The sequence below is a fragment of the Haloterrigena salifodinae genome (assembly GCF_003977755.1).
Lineage (GTDB): Archaea > Halobacteriota > Halobacteria > Halobacteriales > Natrialbaceae > Haloterrigena > Haloterrigena salifodinae.
Genome location: NZ_RQWN01000001.1, coordinates 190,228 through 209,480, shown reverse-complemented (window position 1 = coordinate 209,480; position 19,253 = coordinate 190,228). Strand labels below are relative to the sequence as shown.

The 19,253-nt window shown below is 65.7% G+C and carries 20 protein-coding genes; 11 read left to right on the top strand and 9 right to left on the bottom strand.

Translation table 11 applies throughout. The annotated features are described in order from the left end of the window. Positions 1–46 precede the first annotated feature (46 nt). The 3 genes from EH209_RS01045 to EH209_RS01035 all read right to left on the bottom strand — a co-directional run bounded on the left by EH209_RS01045 (position 47) and on the right by EH209_RS01035 (position 1,863). Positions 47–508: a hypothetical protein gene (locus EH209_RS01045; RefSeq protein ID WP_249038723.1), complete on the bottom strand. Its 462-nt coding sequence runs from the start codon at positions 506–508 to the stop codon at positions 47–49. A 130-nt stretch (positions 509–638) separates the two neighbouring features. Beyond that, positions 639–950: a DUF4242 domain-containing protein gene (locus EH209_RS01040; RefSeq protein WP_126661148.1), complete on the bottom strand. Its 312-nt coding sequence runs from the start codon at positions 948–950 to the stop codon at positions 639–641. 79 nt (positions 951–1,029) lie between these two features. Continuing rightward, on the bottom strand, positions 1,030–1,863 hold the full coding sequence (locus EH209_RS01035) for a UbiA family prenyltransferase (RefSeq protein ID WP_249038722.1): 834 nt from the start codon (positions 1,861–1,863) through the stop codon (positions 1,030–1,032). A gap of 210 nt (positions 1,864–2,073) precedes the next feature. Here EH209_RS01035 and EH209_RS01030 point away from each other — a divergent pair, with 210 nt between their 5' ends. The 3 genes from EH209_RS01030 (at position 2,074) to sucD (ending at position 4,900) form a co-directional block, all read left to right on the top strand. Further along, complete coding sequence (locus EH209_RS01030; protein ID WP_126661146.1) at positions 2,074–2,658, top strand: Rrf2 family transcriptional regulator; 585 nt, start codon at positions 2,074–2,076, stop codon at positions 2,656–2,658. A gap of 221 nt (positions 2,659–2,879) precedes the next feature. Next, a complete protein-coding gene (gene sucC, locus EH209_RS01025; protein ID WP_008895037.1) occupies positions 2,880–4,028 on the top strand; it encodes an ADP-forming succinate--CoA ligase subunit beta in 1,149 nt (382 codons plus the stop codon). Next, a complete protein-coding gene (gene sucD, locus EH209_RS01020) occupies positions 4,028–4,900 on the top strand; it encodes a succinate--CoA ligase subunit alpha (protein ID WP_126661145.1) in 873 nt (290 codons plus the stop codon). Before sucC ends, sucD begins: the two co-directional genes overlap by 1 nt. 491 nt (positions 4,901–5,391) lie before the next feature. Here sucD and EH209_RS01015 read toward each other — a convergent pair whose 3' ends face one another. Both EH209_RS01015 and EH209_RS01010 read right to left on the bottom strand, forming a co-directional pair. Further along, positions 5,392–6,249, bottom strand: coding sequence for a hypothetical protein (locus EH209_RS01015; protein ID WP_126661144.1), 858 nt, complete (start codon positions 6,247–6,249; stop codon positions 5,392–5,394). A 365-nt stretch (positions 6,250–6,614) separates the two neighbouring features. Continuing rightward, the gene (locus EH209_RS01010) at positions 6,615–7,304 is read right to left on the bottom strand and encodes a J domain-containing protein (RefSeq protein ID WP_126661143.1); all 690 of its coding nucleotides are present in this window, start codon (positions 7,302–7,304) and stop codon (positions 6,615–6,617) included. A 186-nt stretch (positions 7,305–7,490) separates the two neighbouring features. On the opposite strand from EH209_RS01010, the gene EH209_RS01005 reads away from it, so the two are divergent. Both EH209_RS01005 and EH209_RS01000 read left to right on the top strand, forming a co-directional pair. Next, positions 7,491–7,922, top strand: coding sequence for a DUF3054 domain-containing protein (locus EH209_RS01005; protein WP_126661142.1), 432 nt, complete (start codon positions 7,491–7,493; stop codon positions 7,920–7,922). Between the two features lie 117 nt (positions 7,923–8,039). Further along, on the top strand, positions 8,040–8,750 hold the full coding sequence (locus EH209_RS01000) for a helix-turn-helix domain-containing protein (protein WP_126661141.1): 711 nt from the start codon (positions 8,040–8,042) through the stop codon (positions 8,748–8,750). 83 nt (positions 8,751–8,833) lie between these two features. Here EH209_RS01000 and gcvH read toward each other — a convergent pair whose 3' ends face one another. Both gcvH and gcvT read right to left on the bottom strand, forming a co-directional pair. After that, the gene (gene gcvH, locus EH209_RS00995) at positions 8,834–9,217 is read right to left on the bottom strand and encodes a glycine cleavage system protein GcvH (RefSeq protein ID WP_126661140.1); all 384 of its coding nucleotides are present in this window, start codon (positions 9,215–9,217) and stop codon (positions 8,834–8,836) included. 2 nt (positions 9,218–9,219) lie between these two features. Next, the gene (gene gcvT, locus EH209_RS00990) at positions 9,220–10,344 is read right to left on the bottom strand and encodes a glycine cleavage system aminomethyltransferase GcvT (RefSeq protein ID WP_126661139.1); all 1,125 of its coding nucleotides are present in this window, start codon (positions 10,342–10,344) and stop codon (positions 9,220–9,222) included. A 466-nt stretch (positions 10,345–10,810) separates the two neighbouring features. Here gcvT and EH209_RS00985 point away from each other — a divergent pair, with 466 nt between their 5' ends. Next, the gene (locus EH209_RS00985) at positions 10,811–11,755 is read left to right on the top strand and encodes a DMT family transporter (RefSeq protein ID WP_164721979.1); all 945 of its coding nucleotides are present in this window, start codon (positions 10,811–10,813) and stop codon (positions 11,753–11,755) included. A gap of 126 nt (positions 11,756–11,881) precedes the next feature. Here EH209_RS00985 and EH209_RS00980 read toward each other — a convergent pair whose 3' ends face one another. Further along, the gene (locus tag EH209_RS00980) at positions 11,882–13,501 is read right to left on the bottom strand and encodes a S8 family serine peptidase (RefSeq protein ID WP_126661137.1); all 1,620 of its coding nucleotides are present in this window, start codon (positions 13,499–13,501) and stop codon (positions 11,882–11,884) included. Positions 13,502–13,782: 281 nt separating this feature from the next. Beyond that, positions 13,783–15,054 (bottom strand): S8 family serine peptidase, encoded by a 1,272-nt coding sequence (locus EH209_RS00975; RefSeq protein WP_126661136.1) that lies wholly within the window; start codon positions 15,052–15,054, stop codon positions 13,783–13,785. A 254-nt stretch (positions 15,055–15,308) separates the two neighbouring features. Here EH209_RS00975 and EH209_RS00970 point away from each other — a divergent pair, with 254 nt between their 5' ends. The 5 genes from EH209_RS00970 (at position 15,309) to EH209_RS00950 (ending at position 19,233) form a co-directional block, all read left to right on the top strand. Further along, positions 15,309–15,779 carry an NYN domain-containing protein gene (locus EH209_RS00970; protein ID WP_126661135.1) on the top strand — a complete coding sequence of 157 codons (471 nt, stop codon included), beginning with the start codon at positions 15,309–15,311 and terminating at the stop codon, positions 15,777–15,779. Between the two features lie 74 nt (positions 15,780–15,853). Beyond that, a complete protein-coding gene (locus tag EH209_RS00965; RefSeq protein ID WP_126661134.1) occupies positions 15,854–17,338 on the top strand; it encodes a sensor histidine kinase in 1,485 nt (494 codons plus the stop codon). 97 nt (positions 17,339–17,435) lie between these two features. Continuing rightward, entirely contained in the window at positions 17,436–17,657 is a 222-nt protein-coding gene (locus tag EH209_RS00960; protein ID WP_126661133.1) for a hypothetical protein, read from the top strand. Positions 17,658–17,725: 68 nt separating this feature from the next. Then, positions 17,726–18,577: a TatD family hydrolase gene (locus EH209_RS00955; protein WP_126661132.1), complete on the top strand. Its 852-nt coding sequence runs from the start codon at positions 17,726–17,728 to the stop codon at positions 18,575–18,577. Positions 18,578–18,651: 74 nt separating this feature from the next. After that, positions 18,652–19,233: a DUF2150 family protein gene (locus tag EH209_RS00950; RefSeq protein ID WP_008895054.1), complete on the top strand. Its 582-nt coding sequence runs from the start codon at positions 18,652–18,654 to the stop codon at positions 19,231–19,233. The last annotated feature ends 20 nt before the right edge of the window (positions 19,234–19,253 follow it).

Here is a 19,253-nt window from a genome sequence, read left to right as displayed (position 1 = left end):
GAACGTCCCTGAGAACGTGTGGCGGTTCGACCATCGCGTGCTCGAATTACCCGATTCGTGGGTCACGGCCGTGATCCGTACCGGATTCGAGGCGTCGCTTGAGAACGCCACCGGCGCCGACGAGAACGAAGAGGAACCCGCTGGCGAGCAGCAAGTACAATCCGATTTCGACTGTATACTGCTCGACCGTCCAGTAGTTTCGAAAGATGGTGCCGAACACCCAGAGCAACAGTCCGCCGACACCGACGAGTGCGATATCCGGTCGCCAGGATCGGTATCGGGCTAGTACGGCGACGCCGACAACGATCACGACGAGCAAAATGACGAACGGGTCGATACCGCGAAGGCCGGTCTCCATGCCCGACACGTATTCTGTGGTGTAGATCGCCCCGCCGTCCCTGTAGCCGGCCGGACGCTTCCGAACCCACGGGAGCCACACTCCGAGAACCCCCAAGACCGCCGCGACGATCGTCGCGACGAGAGACGCCGGTGATGGGTTGTTCGCCATACGATATCCTTCCCCGACCGCTGGTAAGTGTCTTCCCGTGCTAAACGCGCGTATCGCACCCTGCGCCAGACAAAGAAGACGACGATTGGCGTGGGCGCGTCACCGGCGGTTCTCCCGCGATCGGTGCGGGTTATTCACCCTCGAGCGGCTCCCCGCGCCGATCGATGTGCGTCGCTGGCAGCCCGGCTCGATCCGCGTGTTCGCGGATGGCATCCTCGCTCTCGGCTCGGTAGTGACAGAACGTCCCGGTGACGTCGCCCTCCTCGTTCGTCAGGACTTCGGATTCGACCCACCGGATGTCGACGCCCTCGTCCCGGAGGTTTGACAGCGTCTTCCCGGATTGCTCGCCGGCCGCCTCCAGTTCCGCCCCGGTGATCGGTTCGTCCAGCTCGCGGAGGATGAGGAAGTCCTCCAGCTCTTGCTCGCGATCGTGTTCGGACATGGTGATACAAGAGTTAGCATACACCACGATAGATCATAAACCCGGAGGAGTCGGTCCGCGCCAGCGGCCAGGCCACCGCTTACCAGACCAGCCAGTCGAGTCCCACTACGACGGCCGCCAGAAAGACGTGCTCGCCGTCGACGACGAACCCGTAGTACAGCGGTCCGCGTTCGGGCGTCGCGAAGGGGATGTAACAGGCGACGTAGCCGTTCATCGCGAGCAGGGAAAGGAACTCGAGGGAGAGGTCGCTCCCGGCGACGACGGCGACGACGGCCGCGGCGATCGCGAGGTTCGCGGCCTGGGAGTACCGACGGGTCGCGGCCGTCCCGAACCGGTTCGGAACGGTCGCGATCCCCTCCTGCCGGTCGCCCTCGATGTCCTTGATGTCGAAGATGGCGGCCGCGACGGTGATCATCGCGGTCAGATACACCGCGAACGCGAGGATCTCAAGCGTCCAGAGTCGGCCGTAGTAGTAGCCGACGCCGAGCGGGACGATGCCCCAGGCAAACCCGACGAACAGGTTCTTCACGAGGAACACCTGCTTGATCCCGCCGACCGAGTAGAGAAGGATGGCGACCGGCGGGAGGAGGAGGTAGACTGCGCCGGGGAGCCCGAGGATAACAGCGACGCCGATGGCGGTGACGTACAGGCCGACGCCCGCGGCGAGCAGCAGTCGGCCGTACCGTTTCGTAAACGAGGCGCGCTCCGGAACGTTTTCCTCGTCCTCCTCGAGGTCGGTGAACCGGTTGACGGTATAGACGAACAGCGTGGCCGCGAAGACGATAAAGAGTGGAAGCGGCTCGAGGGGCAGATTCGCGAGCAGGATCGTCGTGACGACGACGCTCGTCGTCGCCAGCGAGATGAAGAGGTTGCTGTGGACGAACAGGCGGAGGGCCGACTCGAGCGACGACATCCAGCGTCGGGTCCGGTGCGATGCGATCGAGTTGCTCACGAGTTCGGCCACGACCGTGGGAAAACGTGGGGTGGAAGACGCTTGAATGCTGCGTTGGTACGGGCTGAACGACCCTCGAGATGGGATTGATCGGCGCGACTCGAGGGGGTCGTTCCACTCGATATCCCGGTACACCCGCAGGGATAAGTAGCGGCGTTGACTACTCCCGGTATGGCAGAGATTACGTTGACGACGGCGCAGCGGCGGGCGGTGACTGCGCTGGTCAACGAGTATCAGTCGGACGAGTCTCCCGTTCGGGCGAAAACTATCGCGGCGGAGCTCGGACTCGAAACCGAGAGCGTCCGCCGACAGATGGGTCACCTTCGAGAGCTGGATCTGGTCGAGGGGGTCAGGGGGCCGAAGGGTGGCTACCGGCCGACCGATATCGCGTACTCGGTGCTCGGTCGACAACCGGACGAGGATCCCGAACCGAGTGTGCTGGCCCGCGACTTCGACCGCGCCGACGCGGTCGTCGACGAGGTCCGCTTTACGAACGTCCATCACCCAGACCTGTGTCGGGCGCACCTCCAATTCCAGCAGTCCCTCCAGGAGTTCGACGAGGGCGATACGATCGCGGTCGGGATCTCCCCCGGAACGGAGCTGCTGCTGGCGGGCGTGATCGACGCCATCCAGCCGACCGACAACGTGTTGATCGTCGACGTCGCGCGGCTGGAGACGCCGGAGGCGGACGCGAACGGAGACGGCCGGAATCACAGCGCGTCCCCGGTCGACGAGTCCACGTCCGCCGACGATTGATCGGATTACAAAATCGGGTACTCGAGGGAGGAAAGTGCCGGTAAGTTCGGACGAGTGGAAAGCAGTTTACCGACCCTAGTTGAAAATCTCCACAAAGGAGTCGGCTGGAAACACGTTCGGCCCGGACGAACGCGATGGAGTTTCCGGTCATCGATCGATTTTCCGTCGCGAGTGGAAACTAACAGGATTTAAGCAAGGTCGGAACGGCCGTTCGAATGGCTATGAAATTGCACGAGTACCAGGCGAAGCAGGTCTTCGCCGACGCCGGCATTCCGACGCCGGCATCAGAACTCGCCTCCGATGTCGACGGCGCGGTCGCCGCGGCCGAGGAGATCGGGTATCCAGTCGCGATCAAGGCGCAGGTACAAGTCGGCGGCCGCGGCAAGGCCGGCGGGATCAAACTCGTCGAGGACGAGGACGAAGCGCGCGAGGCGGCCGACGAGATTCTGGGGATGGATCTCAAGGGCTACCACGTCGATCGCGTCCTCGTCGAGGAAGCGGTCGATTTCACTAACGAACTCTACGTGGGGATCACGATGGACCGCGGCGAGGGCAAACCCGTCGCGATGGTCTCGACGAAAGGCGGCGTCAACATCGAGGAGGTCGCCGAGGAGGACCCCGACGCCATCGCGCGCGAGCACATCGATCCCGCCTTCGGAATGCACCCGTACCAGGCCCGCAAGGCGGTCTACGACGCGGGCGTCGACCAGTCGATCGCACGCGACGTCTCGAGCGTCCTCACTACGCTCTACCAGCTCTGGGACGACCGCGACGGCTCCGATGCCGAGATCAACCCGCTGATGGTCACCAGCGACGACGAGGTCATCGCGGCCGACGCCGTGATGAACATCGACGAGGACGCGCTGTTCCGCCAGCCCGAACTCGCCGAGATGGAAGAGGAGGCTGCGGGCGGCGACGAACTCGAGCAGAAGGCCGACGAGTATGACTTTGACTACGTCCGTCTGGACGGTAACGTCGGCATCATCGGCAACGGCGCCGGTCTCGTGATGACGACGCTCGACCTCGTCGATCACTACGGCGGCGAGCCCGCCAACTTCCTCGACGTCGGCGGCGGCGCGAAGGCCGAGCGCATCGCGAACGCGCTCGATATGGTGTTCTCGGACGACAACGTCGACAGCGTCGTCTTCAACATCTTCGGCGGGATCACGCGCGGCGACGAGGTCGCCCGCGGGATCAACGAGGCGTTAGAGCAGTTCGACGAGATCCCCAAGCCGGTCGTCGTCCGCCTGGCCGGCACCAACTGGGAGGAAGGTATGGAAATTCTCAACGAGGACCTCGTGACGGTCGAACAGACCCTCGAGGATGCGGTACAGCGTGCCGTCGAGTACGCTGGGGAGGTGAACGAATAATGAGCGTTCTAGTCGACGACGACACGCGCGTCGTGGTACAGGGCATCACTGGCGGGGAAGGCAAGTTCCACGCCCAGCAGATGATGGAGTACGGCACCAACGTCGTTGCCGGCGCGGTCCCCGGCAAGGGCGGCCAGGAAGTCGAGGGCGTCCCCGTCTACGATACGGTCCACGAGGCCGTCGAGGAGGAGAACGCCGACACCTCGGTGATCTTCGTCCCGCCAGCGTTCGCCGGCGACGCCGTCTTCGAGTCGCTCGACGCCGATCTCGACCTCGCGGTCGCGATCACGGAGGGCATTCCGACCCAGGACATGGCCCGCGTCAACAAGCGCCTCACCGAGACCGACACCCGACTCATCGGTCCGAACTGTCCGGGTCTCATCACCCCCGGCGAGGCCAAACTGGGCATTCTCCCCGGCAACATCTTCGCCGAAGGGAACGTCGGGCTCGTCTCCCGCTCGGGGACGCTGACCTACCAGGTCGTCGACAGCCTCACGAACCGCGGCATCGGCCAGACCACCGCCATCGGTATCGGTGGCGACCCGATTATCGGCACCGACTTCGTCGACGCCCTCGAACTGTTCGAGGACGACCCCGACACCGACGCCATCGTCATGTGCGGCGAGATCGGCGGCGAGGACGAGGAGGAGGCCGCCGCGTTCATCGACGACTACGTCGACACGCCGGTCGCCGGCTTCATCGCCGGCCGCACGGCGCCGCCAGGCAAGCGGATGGGTCACGCCGGCGCCATCGTCTCCGGCTCCGGGACCGGCACCGCCGAGAGCAAAATTAGCGCCCTCAACGACGCGGGCGTCCCCGTCGGCGACACGCCCGAGGAAGTCGCCGACCACATCGAAGAGTTCCTCGCGTAACGCCGCGACCGGTCGGACGCCTCTCGAGTCGCGACTCGAGGACCGACCGTCGTCGGTTTCGGCCGTCGTTTTTTCGAGCGTTCCGCCGCGTGTCGACCGAGCAGTCGCGCAGTTGCAGCGCAGTCTCCCCGTCGGAACGCGCAGATCCCGGCAGCACTCCCTTGCGGGAGCCGACCGTCCGTTCTGGCATGCCCGTCAGCATCGTGTGTGACGAGTGTGGAACCGCGCATACGATCCCCGAACGACCGGATATGGACCGCGGCGGGACCGGCTGTCCCGAGTGCGGGAGTCGCCCGTTCACGGTCCGCCGGGAGGATGTCGTGTGGCATCCGGAGTGTTAACGGCGCGTCCGCGGTCGTTGAAACTCGAACGAAGCGTCCGGAGCGATCGACTCGAGAGCGAATCACGTCGAGAACGAAGCACCGACCGGATCGAAGAGCACGCCCCGTACTGCCAGCGTCGTGGGGGGAAGCCGGCCGAGCAAATCGGACTTAGAACAGGCCACCGAGCTTCGATCGCAGCCAGCCGAGCAGGCCGCCGGAGCCGCCGTCCTCGTCCGTCGTCGCGGGAACGTCCGTGTTCTCGTCGGAGTCGAGCGAGGTCTCCTCGACGTCCGCCTCGTCGTCCGCTTCATCCGCGGCCGTCGACTCGGCGGGTTCGGCCGCCGTCTCGGTCTCGGTCTCGGTATCCGCCGATGCTGCGGCCTCGTCGGCCGTCGTCTCGTCGGCGTCGACGGCCAACGACGTCGAGCCCGAAACGGTAGCTCGAGCGTCGTCAGCGTCGCTCCCGTTGCCGTCGCCGTTGTCGGCCGAAACCGAGGAACTGTCGTCCGCCTCGAAGGACCGGTCGGCGTCGGTCGCCGCGGCCGACGCTTTGGCGTCCGAAGCATCGCCGCCGTCGGCTTCGGTCTCGGACGACGACTCGTCGGTTTCGTCGTCGGTCTCGACCCAGAGGAACTCCTCGTCTTTCGTCCGATCGGTCAACAGGAGATCCGCGAGTTCGCTCTCGTCGACGAGCAGGTCGTCGTCGACCGATTCAGCCTCGGGCTCCGGCTCGTCCGCGCTCGCGATGATGTCGTCGGGACTCTCGTCCTCGAGCACGTCATCGATATCGTCGGCGTCGGTCGCGGAGTTCTGTAGTTCTCCGAAAACCGCGGCAGCCGTCCGATCTTCGACGGTCTCGGATTCGTCCGCCCCGTTCGACGACTCCTCGGCCGTCTCGTCGGTCGCCTCCCCGTCGTTGGCTCCCTCCTCGAGCGATTCCTCCTCGAGGTCGCCGAATAACTCGTCGGCTTCCCCGACGTCGAGCGCGCCCTCACCCGAATTTGCGTTCATCGTACTATCAGTCATGAAGTTCTTCCCTACACGTAGATAATAGCACGACTTTAACTTTCGGAATTTTTTCGCTCCTACCGAGGCGGGTCGAAAGCGTATTAGCGTAACGGCCGCTGTCGGTCAATTCACGATAGGAGTTTGGTGAATATACAGTTATAACACGGTAGGGGAGACAGATGAAAAAATCACGACGTAAGACAGATCACAGGGCCGGCACGAACGCTGTCGGAAACGCTTCGTGCAGTGTGTTATCACGATCAAACCGAGAACGGCTTGCTCGAGCCAGATACTGAGGTCCAGTGATGCGAGTCGAGACGCGAAAAGTGGGACGCTGAGACGCCGGATAACGCGACCGACCGCGCCGCTCGGGTCGACGGTCGTCAGTCGTCTTCCGTCAATCGCTCGTAGGCCTCTCGGACCAGTTTGAACGCCGACTTGCTGCCGCTTTCCCGGTCGGGATGGGCGCGTTTGACTTGTCGGTGGAAGGCCGTCTTGATCTCGTCGTCGGTCGCGTCGGCCTCGACGCCGAGGACCTCCCGGGCTTTCGTCTTCCGCATATCGACGTCCTTGACGATGCCGTCCGCTTCGGCGCGTTCCTTACAGGTCAGACAGAACTTCTCGGTTCGGTCGTCGATGGTCGTCACGCGGAACAGTTCGGCGGTAACCCACTCGTTGCACTGCAGACAGAGGGTTTCCTCGCCGCTCCCCTCGGCCTCGTCACCGCGGTCGGCGGCCGCGCGCTCCCCGTCTTCCGCGCTTGCCGCGCCGGCGTCCCCCTCCGGCTCCGGTGCCTCCCTCGCACAGGACGGACAGCACACGAGCACGGTTCCGTCCTCGAGGACGACGTCCTCGAGTTCGGTCTCGAGGTAGGTTCCGGTACAGCCGTCGCAGGCGGCCCGCCGCTGATCCAGTGACGAGCACTTCCGCGCGGCCTCGCGTGCGTGTGGCTCACAGCGGGGACAGCACGCGACCCGCTCCCCGTCGGGCATCGTCACCGTCGTCAGGTCCTCAAGTGGCACCGTTCGGCCACACCCCTCGCAGCCAGCCTGACGGTCGTCGGCCACAGCCATTGGCGCAACCTTTGTATTCATCCTTAATTAGTTTTCTTTTGACAGACCGCCGGCGAACGGGCCGATCGGCGTCAGTGACGCCGCCGAATCCGTCGCTCCCGTGTAGCTGGGCAGAGTGCGAGACCCGTTTCGCGACGGCGCACCGCAACCGGGAAATCAATAGTGGTTCGGCCGCGAGAGGGACGTATGGACACCGCAGTTCGAACGGACGGTCGGACTGAGTCGGTCGACCGAACGACGCTCGCCCTCGGCGTCGGCGACGTCGGCCTGGTCACCGGATTGCTGGTCTACGGCCAACTCAGCCACGAGGCGAATCCGCTCGCACAGCCCCTCGCGACGCTCGAGACGATCGTCCCGTTCGTGATCGGTTGGCTCGTCGTCGCGGCGCTGGCCGGACTCTACACGCGGTCGGCCGCCGCGGCGCCGTTTCGAGCGGCCCGGCTGACGGCGGTAGTGTGGCTCGGCGCGGCGAACGTCGGGTTGCTCCTCCGGCAAGGGCTGTTCGGCGACTCGGCGACCTGGCCGTTCCCGCTCGTGATCACGGGGTTCGGGTTCCTCCTGCTGGTCGGCTGGCGCGTCGGATACGCGACCGTCACGGGCCGGAGCGGGACCGCGTAATCGCGCGCTGGACTCACTTTTCGGGACGCGGTACCGTGGGAACCAACGGCGTGAGATAGGGTTACGGGCCGCGGCGTCTCCAGTAGCTACTTGAGTCGACCGCGCGACCCCTCGCGTATGGGCGGACGTGGGCCAAAACGGGAACTCGCGGAGAAGATCGCCGGGGAAATCACGCTGAGCGACGACCCCGGCGCGACCTTGCGGAAGTGGCGCACCGATTTCGACATCTCGCAGACGGATCTCGCCACCGAGTTGGACGTCTCGTCGTCGGTAATCTCCGACTACGAGAGCGGGCGCCGGGAGAGCCCCGGCATCGGCGTCGTCCGCCGGCTCGTCGACGGACTGCTCTCGATCGACGAACGGCGTGGCGGCGACCGCATCCGGCAGTACGGACGGGTCCTCTCGGCCGGCTTCGACAGCGACGTCGTCCACGATCTGCGGGAGTATGCGACCTCCATCCCGCTCGAGAAACTGTACGACGACATCGACGCGACCCGGATCACCACCGGGAGCACCGACCGCATCAGCGGCCACACGGTCATCGACAGCATCCAAGCGATCACGCGCCTCTCGAGCGAGGAGTTCTTCCGGCTCTACGGGCAGAGCACGAACCGCGTGCTGGTGTTTACGGGTGTCTCCCGCGGCGAGTCGCCGCTGGTCGCCCTGCGGGTCGTCAATCCGACGCCCAACGCGGTCGTCCTCCACGGGATCGAGGAGGAGGAACTCTGGGATCACGCCGCTGATCTGGCTCGCATCGACGGCTACTCGCTGGCCGTGACGAACACCGATCTCGACGGGATGCTCGAGTATCTCGTCGGTCTCGAGTGATCGCGTCAGTTTGACGCGCTACGGAGAGAAGAGAGACTGCGGTGGCGACCGGAGACGGAACGCTACAGCCTTCGGCGCGCTTCTCAGGCGATCTGGTCTTCGTACTCGTCTGCGGTGAGCAGGTCGTCGAGTTCGCTCGCGTCGTCGGCCTCGATCTCGAGCATCCAGCCGTCGCCGAAGGGATCGTCGTTGACCAGTTCCGGCGCGTCGAACAGGTCGTCGTTGACGGCCGTGACCTCGCCGCTGACCGGCGCGTAGAGGTCGGAGACGGCCTTGATGGACTCGACTACGCCAAACTCCGTTTCCTGCGTGACGGTGTCGCCCTCGTCGGGGAGTTCGACGAAGACCACGTCGCCGAGTTCGTCCTGTGCGAAGTCGGAGATGCCGACCCGAACGGTGCCGTCGGTCTCGAGTGCCCACTCGTGCGATTCCAGATAGCGTCTGTCGTCGGGAATTTCGAAGCTCATGGTTATACGGTGTCGATGAACGGTGTCGTTTCAACTCTTGCCTTTTTGGACTGGCCGCGGACGACGACTTGCAGGGTCGTCCCCGGTTCAGCGTACTCGACGGGCACGTAGCCCAGTCCGATTGGGTGCTCGAGCGAGGGACTCATCGTGCCGCTGGTGACGGTGCCGATCACGCGGCTGTCGGTGTTCGTGATGTCGTAGCCGTGTCGCGGGACGCCCCGATCAATCAACTGGAAGCCAACCAGTTTCTCCTCGACGCCCTCCCGCTCGAGTTCGGCGAGGGCGTCCCGACCGACGAACTCGGTCTCGAGGGCGACCGTGAAGCCGATGCCGGCCTCGTAGGGCGTTCGCGGATCGGACTCGCGATCAAAGTCCTGTCCGGCCAACAGGAGACCGGCTTCGATCCGGAGGGTGTCCCGAGCGCCCAGTCCGCAGGGCTGGCAGTCGAACAGCGACCAGACGTGCTCGGCCTCCGACCACGGAACGATCAGTTCGAAGCCGTCCTCGCCGGTGTACCCGGTGCGGGCGATCCAGCAGTCGACGCCGTCGACCGTCGCGTACTGGGCCTCGAACCGATCCAGCGCGGTGATCGACTCCGCGGTGGCGTCGTCGACCAGTTCGGCGGCGTCGGGCCCCTGCACGGCGAACATGGCGTACTCGTCGGTCCGGTTGTCGACGGTCGCCTCGAGGTCCCACTCGTTGCGGTAGGTGATCCAGCGCTCGTGGGTCGACTCGTCGGTGCCGGCGTTGGGGACGAAGAGGTAGGTCGGCTCGCCGTCCTCGTCCGTGCGGGCCCCCTCGTCGGTCTCGTTGGGGAGCCGGTAGACGACCGTGTCGTCGATGATGAGGCCGTCCTCGTCGGTGATCGCGGCGTACTGGGAGTCGCCGACGGCGAGTCGGCTGACGTCGTTGGTCGTAAGTCGTTGCATCAGTTCGGTCGCGTCCGGTCCGGTAACGTGGATCTGTCCCATGTGGGAGACGTCGAAGATCCCGACGGCCTCGCGGACGGCCGCGTGTTCCGTCCGGATTGAATCGAACTCGACCGGCATATCCCAGCCGCCAAACTCCGTGAACTTCGCGCCACGCTCGTCGTGGAGCCCACGCAACGGCGGCGTCTGAAGCGGCATGCTCGAGTGATTCGCCGGCGGAGTAGTAATGTCTTTTCGTCGCTCGGAGCGGGAGCAACCTGCGATAGCGATCCGGCGACGAGTACTCCTGAATCGGCTCGACTCGAGTCCGGAACCGGAACGTCCGATTCACCTTGGTTCGGTACGTGTGTACACGCACCTTTTTTCGCCTCGGTCGCTCGCTGTGCTCACTCACCTCTCGGTGCAAAAACCTACGCTAAAAAGCCGCTCGCTCCCTGACTCACAGGATCGCGCCCGTTCGTCTTTCGTGAAACAATTTCACCGACGTGAATAGCGTCCAGAAATGAGATAACTTCGAGCGGGATCGAAATCGCTACCGTGCAACAGATTGAATGGAAGTTATACAGGACTGATGAGGGGACCCCTCTCGCGGATTTGATAGGATATTTCTGCCCGAAGACGAATCCGGTATGAGAGAACTGTCCCAGTTCGTTGAACACCCGGTATGAATCAGTGGATAACAGCTCTAGAACAGCGGGTTGACCCGATGGTCGGCGTCGTGGTCGCAGTCATCGCCATCAGTACGAGTGCGATCCTCGTTCGGTGGAGCGGAGCGCCGAGCGTCGTGAAGGCGTTCTACCGGGTGCTGTTCATGGCGGTCGCCGTCGCGCCGTTTGCGCTCCGCGACGTCAACGCCCTCCGAGCGATCTCGAGGCGTGACCTCGTCTTTGCGATCGTCTCGGGGCTGGCGCTGGCCGCCCACTTCGCGAGCTTTTTCGAGAGCCTGGAGCTGACCACGGTGGCCGCGTCGGTGACGCTGATCACCACCCAGCCGATATTCGTCGGCGTCGCTGCGGCGGCGCTCCTCAACGAGCGGCTCACGCCGCGGATGATCGGCGGGATGACCGTCGCGCTCGCGGGTGCGTTCGCGATGTCGGTAGGACCGCTCGTCGTCGACCCGCTGCTCGGCGGCGGTGACATCGTCTCGGCGCTCGAGACCGCGTTCGCGGGGAGTACTACCCAACTGTACGGCAACGCCCTCGCGCTCGCCGGCGCGGTCGTCGGCGCCGTCTACACGCTCTCGGGCCGCTCGCTCCGCCAGCGGCTCCCACTGTTCACCTACACGTTCGTCGTCTACGCCGTGTGTGCCGTCGCCCTCGGCTTCCTTGCCGTCGGGAGCGATGCGCCGCTTCTCGGCTACCCGCAGACGGAGTGGATGCTCTTCCTCGCGATGGCCTTGTTCCCGGGCATGTTCGGCCACACGGTCATCAACTGGGCGCTGAAGTACGTCGAGTCGAGCGTTGTGAGCGTCTCGTTACTGGGCGAGCCCGTCGGGAGTACGATCCTCGCGCTCGTCTTGCTCGGTGAGGTTCCGGAAGCCGTGACGATTCTCGGTGGCGCCGTCGTGCTGGTGGGAATCTCCCTCACGAATCGTGCACGGGTAACATAAGTCGTCGCAGCTGTTCCGTACACCGATAGTTTCGGATTGGTACAACGATATCGATAGGCAAGCGGGCTGTACTGAACGCGATTTACACTGCCCGGACTGAATAAAAAGCCGCGCTACTAGCTACTGCTACCGACCCAGTTCTTCGATCCGCATCGTGTACGACCCGCTGCCGGCGTTCGCGTGGATCTGGATCCGCAGATCCTCGTCGCCCGAGAGTTCGAGGTCGATCGCCTCGCTGGCGCCGTCGCCTGCGGACGACTCGTCGTGGTTCCACCGCGTCGGCGACTCGCCGTCGACGTTGAGATAGAGGTCGAAATCGGCGCCGGCGGGCCCCTCGAGCGAGATCGTCGCCGAACACGGATCGCTCGTGCGGGGCGCGTACACGTACCGATCGCTCTCGCCCCACCAGCCGCCGGAGAGGGAGCCGTCGGCCCTCGCACGAACGGTCTCGTCGCCGCACTGACCGGCGTCGTCCTCGTCGGTTCCGTCGACGTTCTCGTTCGCGTTTGAATCCGCCTCGACGGCTGCAGCCGCGTCCACCCGGCCGGCGCCCTGTGCGGTCGCCTCGAGGCCGAGGTCGGTCGCCGTCGTCGTGAGGTGCTCGCGGAGTTCCAGTGGCGAGAGGTCGGGATGAGCCGATAGCGCGAGCCCCGCGACGCCGGCGACGACGGGGGTCGCCATCGACGTTCCGGTCATGCGACCGTAGTCGCCCCACGGGACCGTCGAGACGAGGCCGGTCCCCGGCGCGGCGAGGTCGATCTCCGGCCCCGTGTTGGAGAAGTCGGCCACCGACTCGCCCTCGAGGGCCGAGACGCCGATGACGTCCTCGTAGGCGGCGGGGTAGGCGACGCCGTCGGCGCCCGCGTTGCCTGCGGCCCCGACGATCAAGGCGCCCTGCTCGAGGGCGTACTCGCAGGCCGCGGCCAGCGTCCGGTAGTCGTCGGCGACGCCCAGCGAGAGGTTGATCACGTCGGCGCCGGCGTCGGCGGCCCACTGGATCCCGTCGGCGATGTCCGAGAGCGACCCTTGCCCGCTCGCGTCGAGAGCGCGCACGGCCAGCAGCGAACAGTCGCTGATCCCCGCCGTTCCCCGGCCGTTGTCCGTCTCGGCGACGGCGATGCCGGCGACGTGGGTCCCGTGCTGTTCGTCGCCGGCCGACGGGTACGGATCGCTCCCGCGCCCGGCGATATTCTCGCCCGGTCGGTCGTCGACGGCGCCCTCGAGGTCGGGGTGGTCGTACTGGACGCCCTGGTCGACGGTGGCGATGAGAACGTCCGCACTCCCGGTCGTGGTCTCCCAGGCCGCCTCGCAGTTGATCTGCTGGGGGGCGCTCTGGTAGCCGTAGTACGTGTCGTCGGGTTCGCCGAACGACTGGACTGTCGCGTTCCGTTCGACGTACTCGACGTGCTCGGCCCGCTCGATCGCCTCGATGAACTGCTCGCGGGCGTGGGCCGGCGCTTCGGAGGGGAAGCTGACGGTCGCGTACCCGATCGTCTCGTTGGCGTGGACGACATCCGCGTCGCCGGGAACGACCGCGCGCGCCTCGCGGGCGACGTCCGGCGCCGACGCCGAGATACCGACGACGAGTTCCTCTTTCTTCGGCCCCGGTTCGCGCTCCGGGGTCGCGCTGGCCACCCCGCTCGCACCGAGTAACCCGCCCGCGGCGAGCGCGCCGGCACCGGTCAGAATCCGTCGTCTCTCGTAGCCGCCGTCCGTGTCTCTGTCTCGGGGACCGTTTTGTGTCATGGGGTGACAGTCAACAAAACCTGAAATTAGTAAACTCTTATCGAACTGAAGATTGTTTATTCGAGATTGTTCCGGCTCGGGTGAGCGAGAACGGAACCGAGTCGGTTATTAAAACGTGAACTGGTAGAGGCGGCCATTCAGGCGGCCGTCGCCGGCCGAAAACAACGCCCCGGCAGTTGATGCTCGATCGGCACCGATCGCAATACCGCGATTGTCAGCGGGTCGGAACGGTGCCCCGACTCGAGGCGGCACTCGGCGCTAACACGAACAGGTTCGTCGCTTTACTCGCCTGTCGCGTCCCCGTTGGCACCGTCAGGAGACGGCGCCGTCTCGACGGCCGCGGCCGCGTCGACCCGGCCCGCGCCCTGACGGGTTTCGTCGAGGCCGAGATCGGTCGCCGTCGCCAGGAGGTGCTCGCGGAGTTCCAGCGGCGAGAGGTCGGGATGGGCCGACAGCGCGAGGCCCGCGACGCCGGCGACGACCGGTGCCGCCATCGACGTGCCCGAGATCCGCGCGTAGTCGTCCCAGGGGACCGTCGAGAGGAGGTCGGTCCCCGGCGCGGCGACGTCGATCGCCTGGCCGACGTTGGAGTACGACGCGATCCCGTCGCCGTCGAGGGCCGCGACGGCGACGACGTCCTCGTAGGCCGCGGGAAAGTCGACGGTCTCGCTCCCCTTGTTGCCGGCGGCGCCGACGAGCAGGGCTCCCTGCTCGAGGGCGTACTCGCAGGCCGAGGACAGCGTCTCGTAGTGTTGGGGCGCGCCGAACGAGACGTTGATGACGTCGGCGCCGGCGTCGGCGGCCCACTGGATCCCGTCGACGATGTTCGAGAGCGAGCCCTGTCCGTTCCCGCCGAGCGCGCGGGCGGTCAGCAGCGAACAGTCGCTGATCCCGGCCGTCCCGACGCCGTTGTCCGTCGCGCCGGCGGCGATGCCGGCGACGTGGGTGCCATGGCGCTCGTCGGCATCAGCTGGGGAGGGATCGTCGCCGCTCCCGACGAAGTTCGCGCCCGCCTCGCCCGTCGCGCCCTCGAGGTCGGGATGGTCGTACTGGACGCCCTGATCGACGACGGCGACGGACACGTCCTCGCTCCCGACGGTCGTCTCCCAGGCCGTCTCGCAACCGACCTGCTGGGGCGCGCTCTGTCGGTCGTACTCGCTGTCGTTCGGAACGACCGACGCGTGGAGGGACGCGTTCGGTTCGACGTACTCGACGACGTCCGCCGCCGCGATCGCCTCGAGGGCTCCGTCTCGGACTCGCTCCGACACCGACGGAAGCGACACGGTCGCGTACCCGATCGTCTCGTTCGAGTGACGGACGTCGACGGCGTCGGGAACCGCGGCGTGCGCCGCCGCCGCGACGTCCGAAACCGTCGACGAGAAGCCAACGACGAATTCCTCGGTCTCCGGCCACGGACCGCGATCCGACGGCGTGCCGAGGGCGTTCGAGCCCAGCAGTCCGCCCAGCGCGAGCGCTCCGCCGCCGACCAGGAACGTTCGTCGATCGCAGGCGATACCGCTCTCGTCGTCGTCACGGGGACCAATCCGTTTCATCTGACGGAAAGCACAACTAACGGCCCGTAGTAAACGCTTCTCGAACGAACGGAGATTTATTCAACATCGTATCCGGGTGAGTGTATCAGACAGAAATACGGTATCCAAGTAAGTGCTGAACCTGTGAAGGTAGCCGTTTAGAGCCCGGTCGAACTCCTGGGACAACTCGGTCGACGTTGGATCAACCGACCGACGCGTTTTCCCCTCGAGTCGATCCGTCACACCTATCTCGGGGCCGCTGAAACGGCCAGTGTATGTTCGACCGCGTTCGCGCCCGTCTCGCTCGCCGCGCAGGCACGCTACCCGAAACCGAGCCGACGGTGGGGCTGCTGGTTGACGGGCCGAACGTCTTCCGCGACGAGTTCGACGTCGACCTGAACGACCTCCGGGACGCCGCGCGTGAACTCGGTCGCGTCGGCGTCATCCGGCTCTATCTCGACGAACACGCGACGCCGGGGCTCATCCAGGCCGCCGAGGCCCGCGGGTTCGAGGTGATCGTCACCAGCGGCGACGTCGACGTCAAACTCGCCGTCGACGCAACCGCCCTCTGTGGCGACGGCACGATCGATCGGCTGGCGATCGGCTCCCGTGACACCGACTTCAAGCCCGTCCTCGAGTACGCGGGCACCGTCGGCGTCGAGACGGTCGCCATCGCGCCGGGCACGTACGGCCGCTCGGACGCCCTGCGGAACGCAGCCGACGAAGCGATCACGCTCGGTGACTGACGCGAAACGACCGTCTCGACGGTTGATACGCCGTGCCGAAGCGTTCATGCTCGCCCCTCTTTTAAGAGATCAGCATGTGTTCCTTCGGCCACGACGAGCAGACCGCGGGTGACGTCCGGAGCGGCGAGTCCAGCGGCCCGCTCGGACTGGAGAGCGGACTCGACGCCCTGCGCTCGAGTCCGGAGTTTCGCGGTCCCGTCGAGTCCCTCGGCGAGCACGAGCCGAACGAACACCTCGCGGTGATCTACGAGGACCGGGACGAGCAGCTCGCGGCCGTCGTCCCGTTCGTGCGCCAGGGCCTCGAGCGGGGCGAACGCTGCATGTACGTGGTCAACGAGAACACGAGAGCCGAGATGACGGCGGCGATGGAAGACGGCGGCATCGACGTCGACGCGGCGACGGAATCCGGCGCGCTCACCTTCCATACGATCGGGGATACCTACCTCCGAACCGGCCGGTTCGATCCCGACAACATGCTCGAGTGCTACCGGGACGCCATCGAGGCGGCTCGCGACGACTACGCGGGACTGCGCATCAGCGCCGAGACGACCTGGATCGTAGACAAGGGAACGAGCCTCGAGCAGTTCATGGAGTATGAGAGTCGGGTCAACGACCTCTTCGACGGCGAGGACTGCATCGCGCTCTGCCAGTACGACCGAAACGTGATCCCGGCGGAGGTCCTCTGCGACATCGTCCGCACCCACCCCCACCTCGTCTACGACGGCGCCGTCTGTCACAACTTCTACTACATCCCGCCCGCGGAGTTCTTCGGCCCTAACCGTCCGGACCGCGAGGTCGATCGCATGCTAGGCACGCTCTACGAGCGAACGACGGCGAAAGTCGAGCGCGACGAGACAATCGAGGCCTTGGAAGAGTCGAACGAACAGCTCCAGCGGTTCGCCTACATCGCCTCCCACGATCTCCAGGAACCGCTGCGGATGGTCTCGAGTTACCTCCAGTTGCTCGAGCGAACCTATCGCGACGACCTCGACGCGGACGCGTGCGAGTATATCGACTTCGCCGTCGGCGGCGCCGACCGCATGCGCGAGATGATCGACGGGCTGCTCGAGTTCTCCCGGATCGAGACGGGCGAGACGACCCTCGAGCCGGTCGACTGCGAGGCCGTCGTCGAGACCGTCGTCACGGACCACCAGGTACAGATCGAGGAGAGCGGGGCGACGGTCGAGATCGGCGCGCTCCCGACGGTCAGGGGCGATCGGACCCAACTCGAGCAGCTCTTTTCAAACCTGATCGGAAACGCGATCAAGTACCGCGGCGACGAATTGCCGCGCATCGAGGTCGACGCGACGAAGTGCGGCCCTAAGTGGCGACTCGCCGTGGCGGACGACGGGATCGGGATCGATCCCGACTACCACGACCAGATCTTCGACGTCTTCAACCGCCTCCACGCGATCGGGGAGTTTCCCGGCACCGGAATCGGCCTCGCGCTCTGCCGGCGGATCGTCACCAACCACGGCGGGGAGATCGGCGTCGACTCCGAGCCGGGCGAGGGGACGACGTTCACCGTGACGCTCCCGGCGACAGCGTCCGACGCGTAGCCACTGTACTTCGCTTGCCAGTTACCCCCATACGCTTAATCGCTCGCGAGTCGTTACTCAGTCCATGGATCACAGAAGCCGGTCCAGCCCTACCCCCATGAGAGGACGCCACCTGCACTCTCGACGGCTCCGCGAACTCGAGGAGCGACTCGACGATGCCGAACGGGACATCGACCGGCTGGAGAACACGTTGCGAGGGATCGTCCGGGAAACCAACGATATCTCCGTCGGCGGCCTGTGCAAATGCGGGAAGTCGCTCCTGATCGTTCGCCAGCGGACGGTTTACTGCCCGCACTGCAAGTATCGCCGGGCGATTTAGCCTCGAGGGAGCCCGGCGACTCGAGCGAAGTCGGAGATTTTTCACGCCCGGTCGGCCCACTAGCGCACATGCTCGACGACGAGACGCCGGTCCTCGACAACCACCTCCACCTCGATCCGGACAACCACCGCGGCATCGACGCTGTCCGCGACTTCGCTCGCCTCGGTGGCACCCACCTGCTGGTCGTAAACAAACCCTCCTGGCACCTCGGCGTCGAGGCCGAGACCGGCGAGGACTTCCGTGCGGTCTTCGAGCGGACGATCGAGATCGTCGACGAGGCCTCGAGCGAACTCGACGGGCGGGCCTGGCCCGTCCTGGGGGTCCACCCCGGACTGATCACGCGGCTCGTCGACGACCGCGGCTTCAGTCCTGACGACGCGCGGGACCTGATGCAGGCGGGGATCGACGTCGCCGCGGAGTACGTCGAGTCCGGCGAGGCGCTGGCGCTGAAGTCTGGTCGCCCCCACTACGAGGTCGACGACGACGTGTGGGCGGCCTCGAACGCGGTCATGCGCCGGGCCTTCGAGCGCGGCGCCGAACTGGACTGCGCCGTCCAGTTACACGCCGAAGCCAGCGAGGACATGACCGAGGTGGCCGACTGGGCCGAGGAAGCCGGCCTCCCGGCGCACAAGGTAGTCAAACACTACGCGAGCGGTCGCCTCGAGGGCCCGATCCCGAGCGTGATGAGCGAGAAGGATCGCCTCGAGACCGCCGCCGAGCGCGGCGAGCCGTTCCTGATGGAGACCGACTACATCGATGATCCGGACCGCCCCGGCGCCGTCCTCGGCCCGAAGACGGTGCCCCGGCGAGTCCGCTGGCTGCTCGAGGACGGCCACGAGGATGCGGTCCGTATCGCCCACGTCGAGACGCCGGAACGCGTGTACGGAATTGACACGGAAGGGACACTCGAGCGGGCCTAAAGCCGACGTTTCGGTTCAGTAAGCTCGGCGTAGAGTAGAGAAAGGCATTTCAAGCGGCCGGTGTAGGTGTCTGTATGAGCAATCCCCCGACCGAGTTCTACTCGGAGGAACGCTGGCAGAACTGGATCGGCCGCATCAAGGACGAAGACATCGATCCGGAGGACGAAGACTCGGCCCGGCTCCTGTTGAACCTGCAGGACGACACGGCGATCGCGATCGCCAAGATCGTCGCCGCCTACGACGACGGGGAACTCGGCGAGGAGGAAGCGCTCGAGGAGATCAACGACGTACGCGAGATCGTTCTCGGCGAGGTCGACATCGAGGACGAGGAGAAACTGATCCTCGTCGACGGCGTCCAGACGAGCCTCGTCTGCGTCTTCTTCGCCGCCGAGGAGTACATCGCGGGCGGCCCCGCCGAAGAGGGCAGCGTCGGCGACTACCTCGGCGCCGCGGCCGACGCCGAGGCCGAGGAGGATCTCGACGCCGCGCTCGGCTACGCCGCACAAGCGGGTACGCTCATCATCGACGGCGAGGAACTTGACATGTCCGTCGCCGAGGACCTCGAGTACGGTCTCGTCACGGAGTGGATCAACGGGCTCGACAGCCTCCAGAGCGCGATGAGCGATCCCGAAGTCGTCGAGGAAGACGAGGAGTAACCGCGACGACGCCGTCCAGT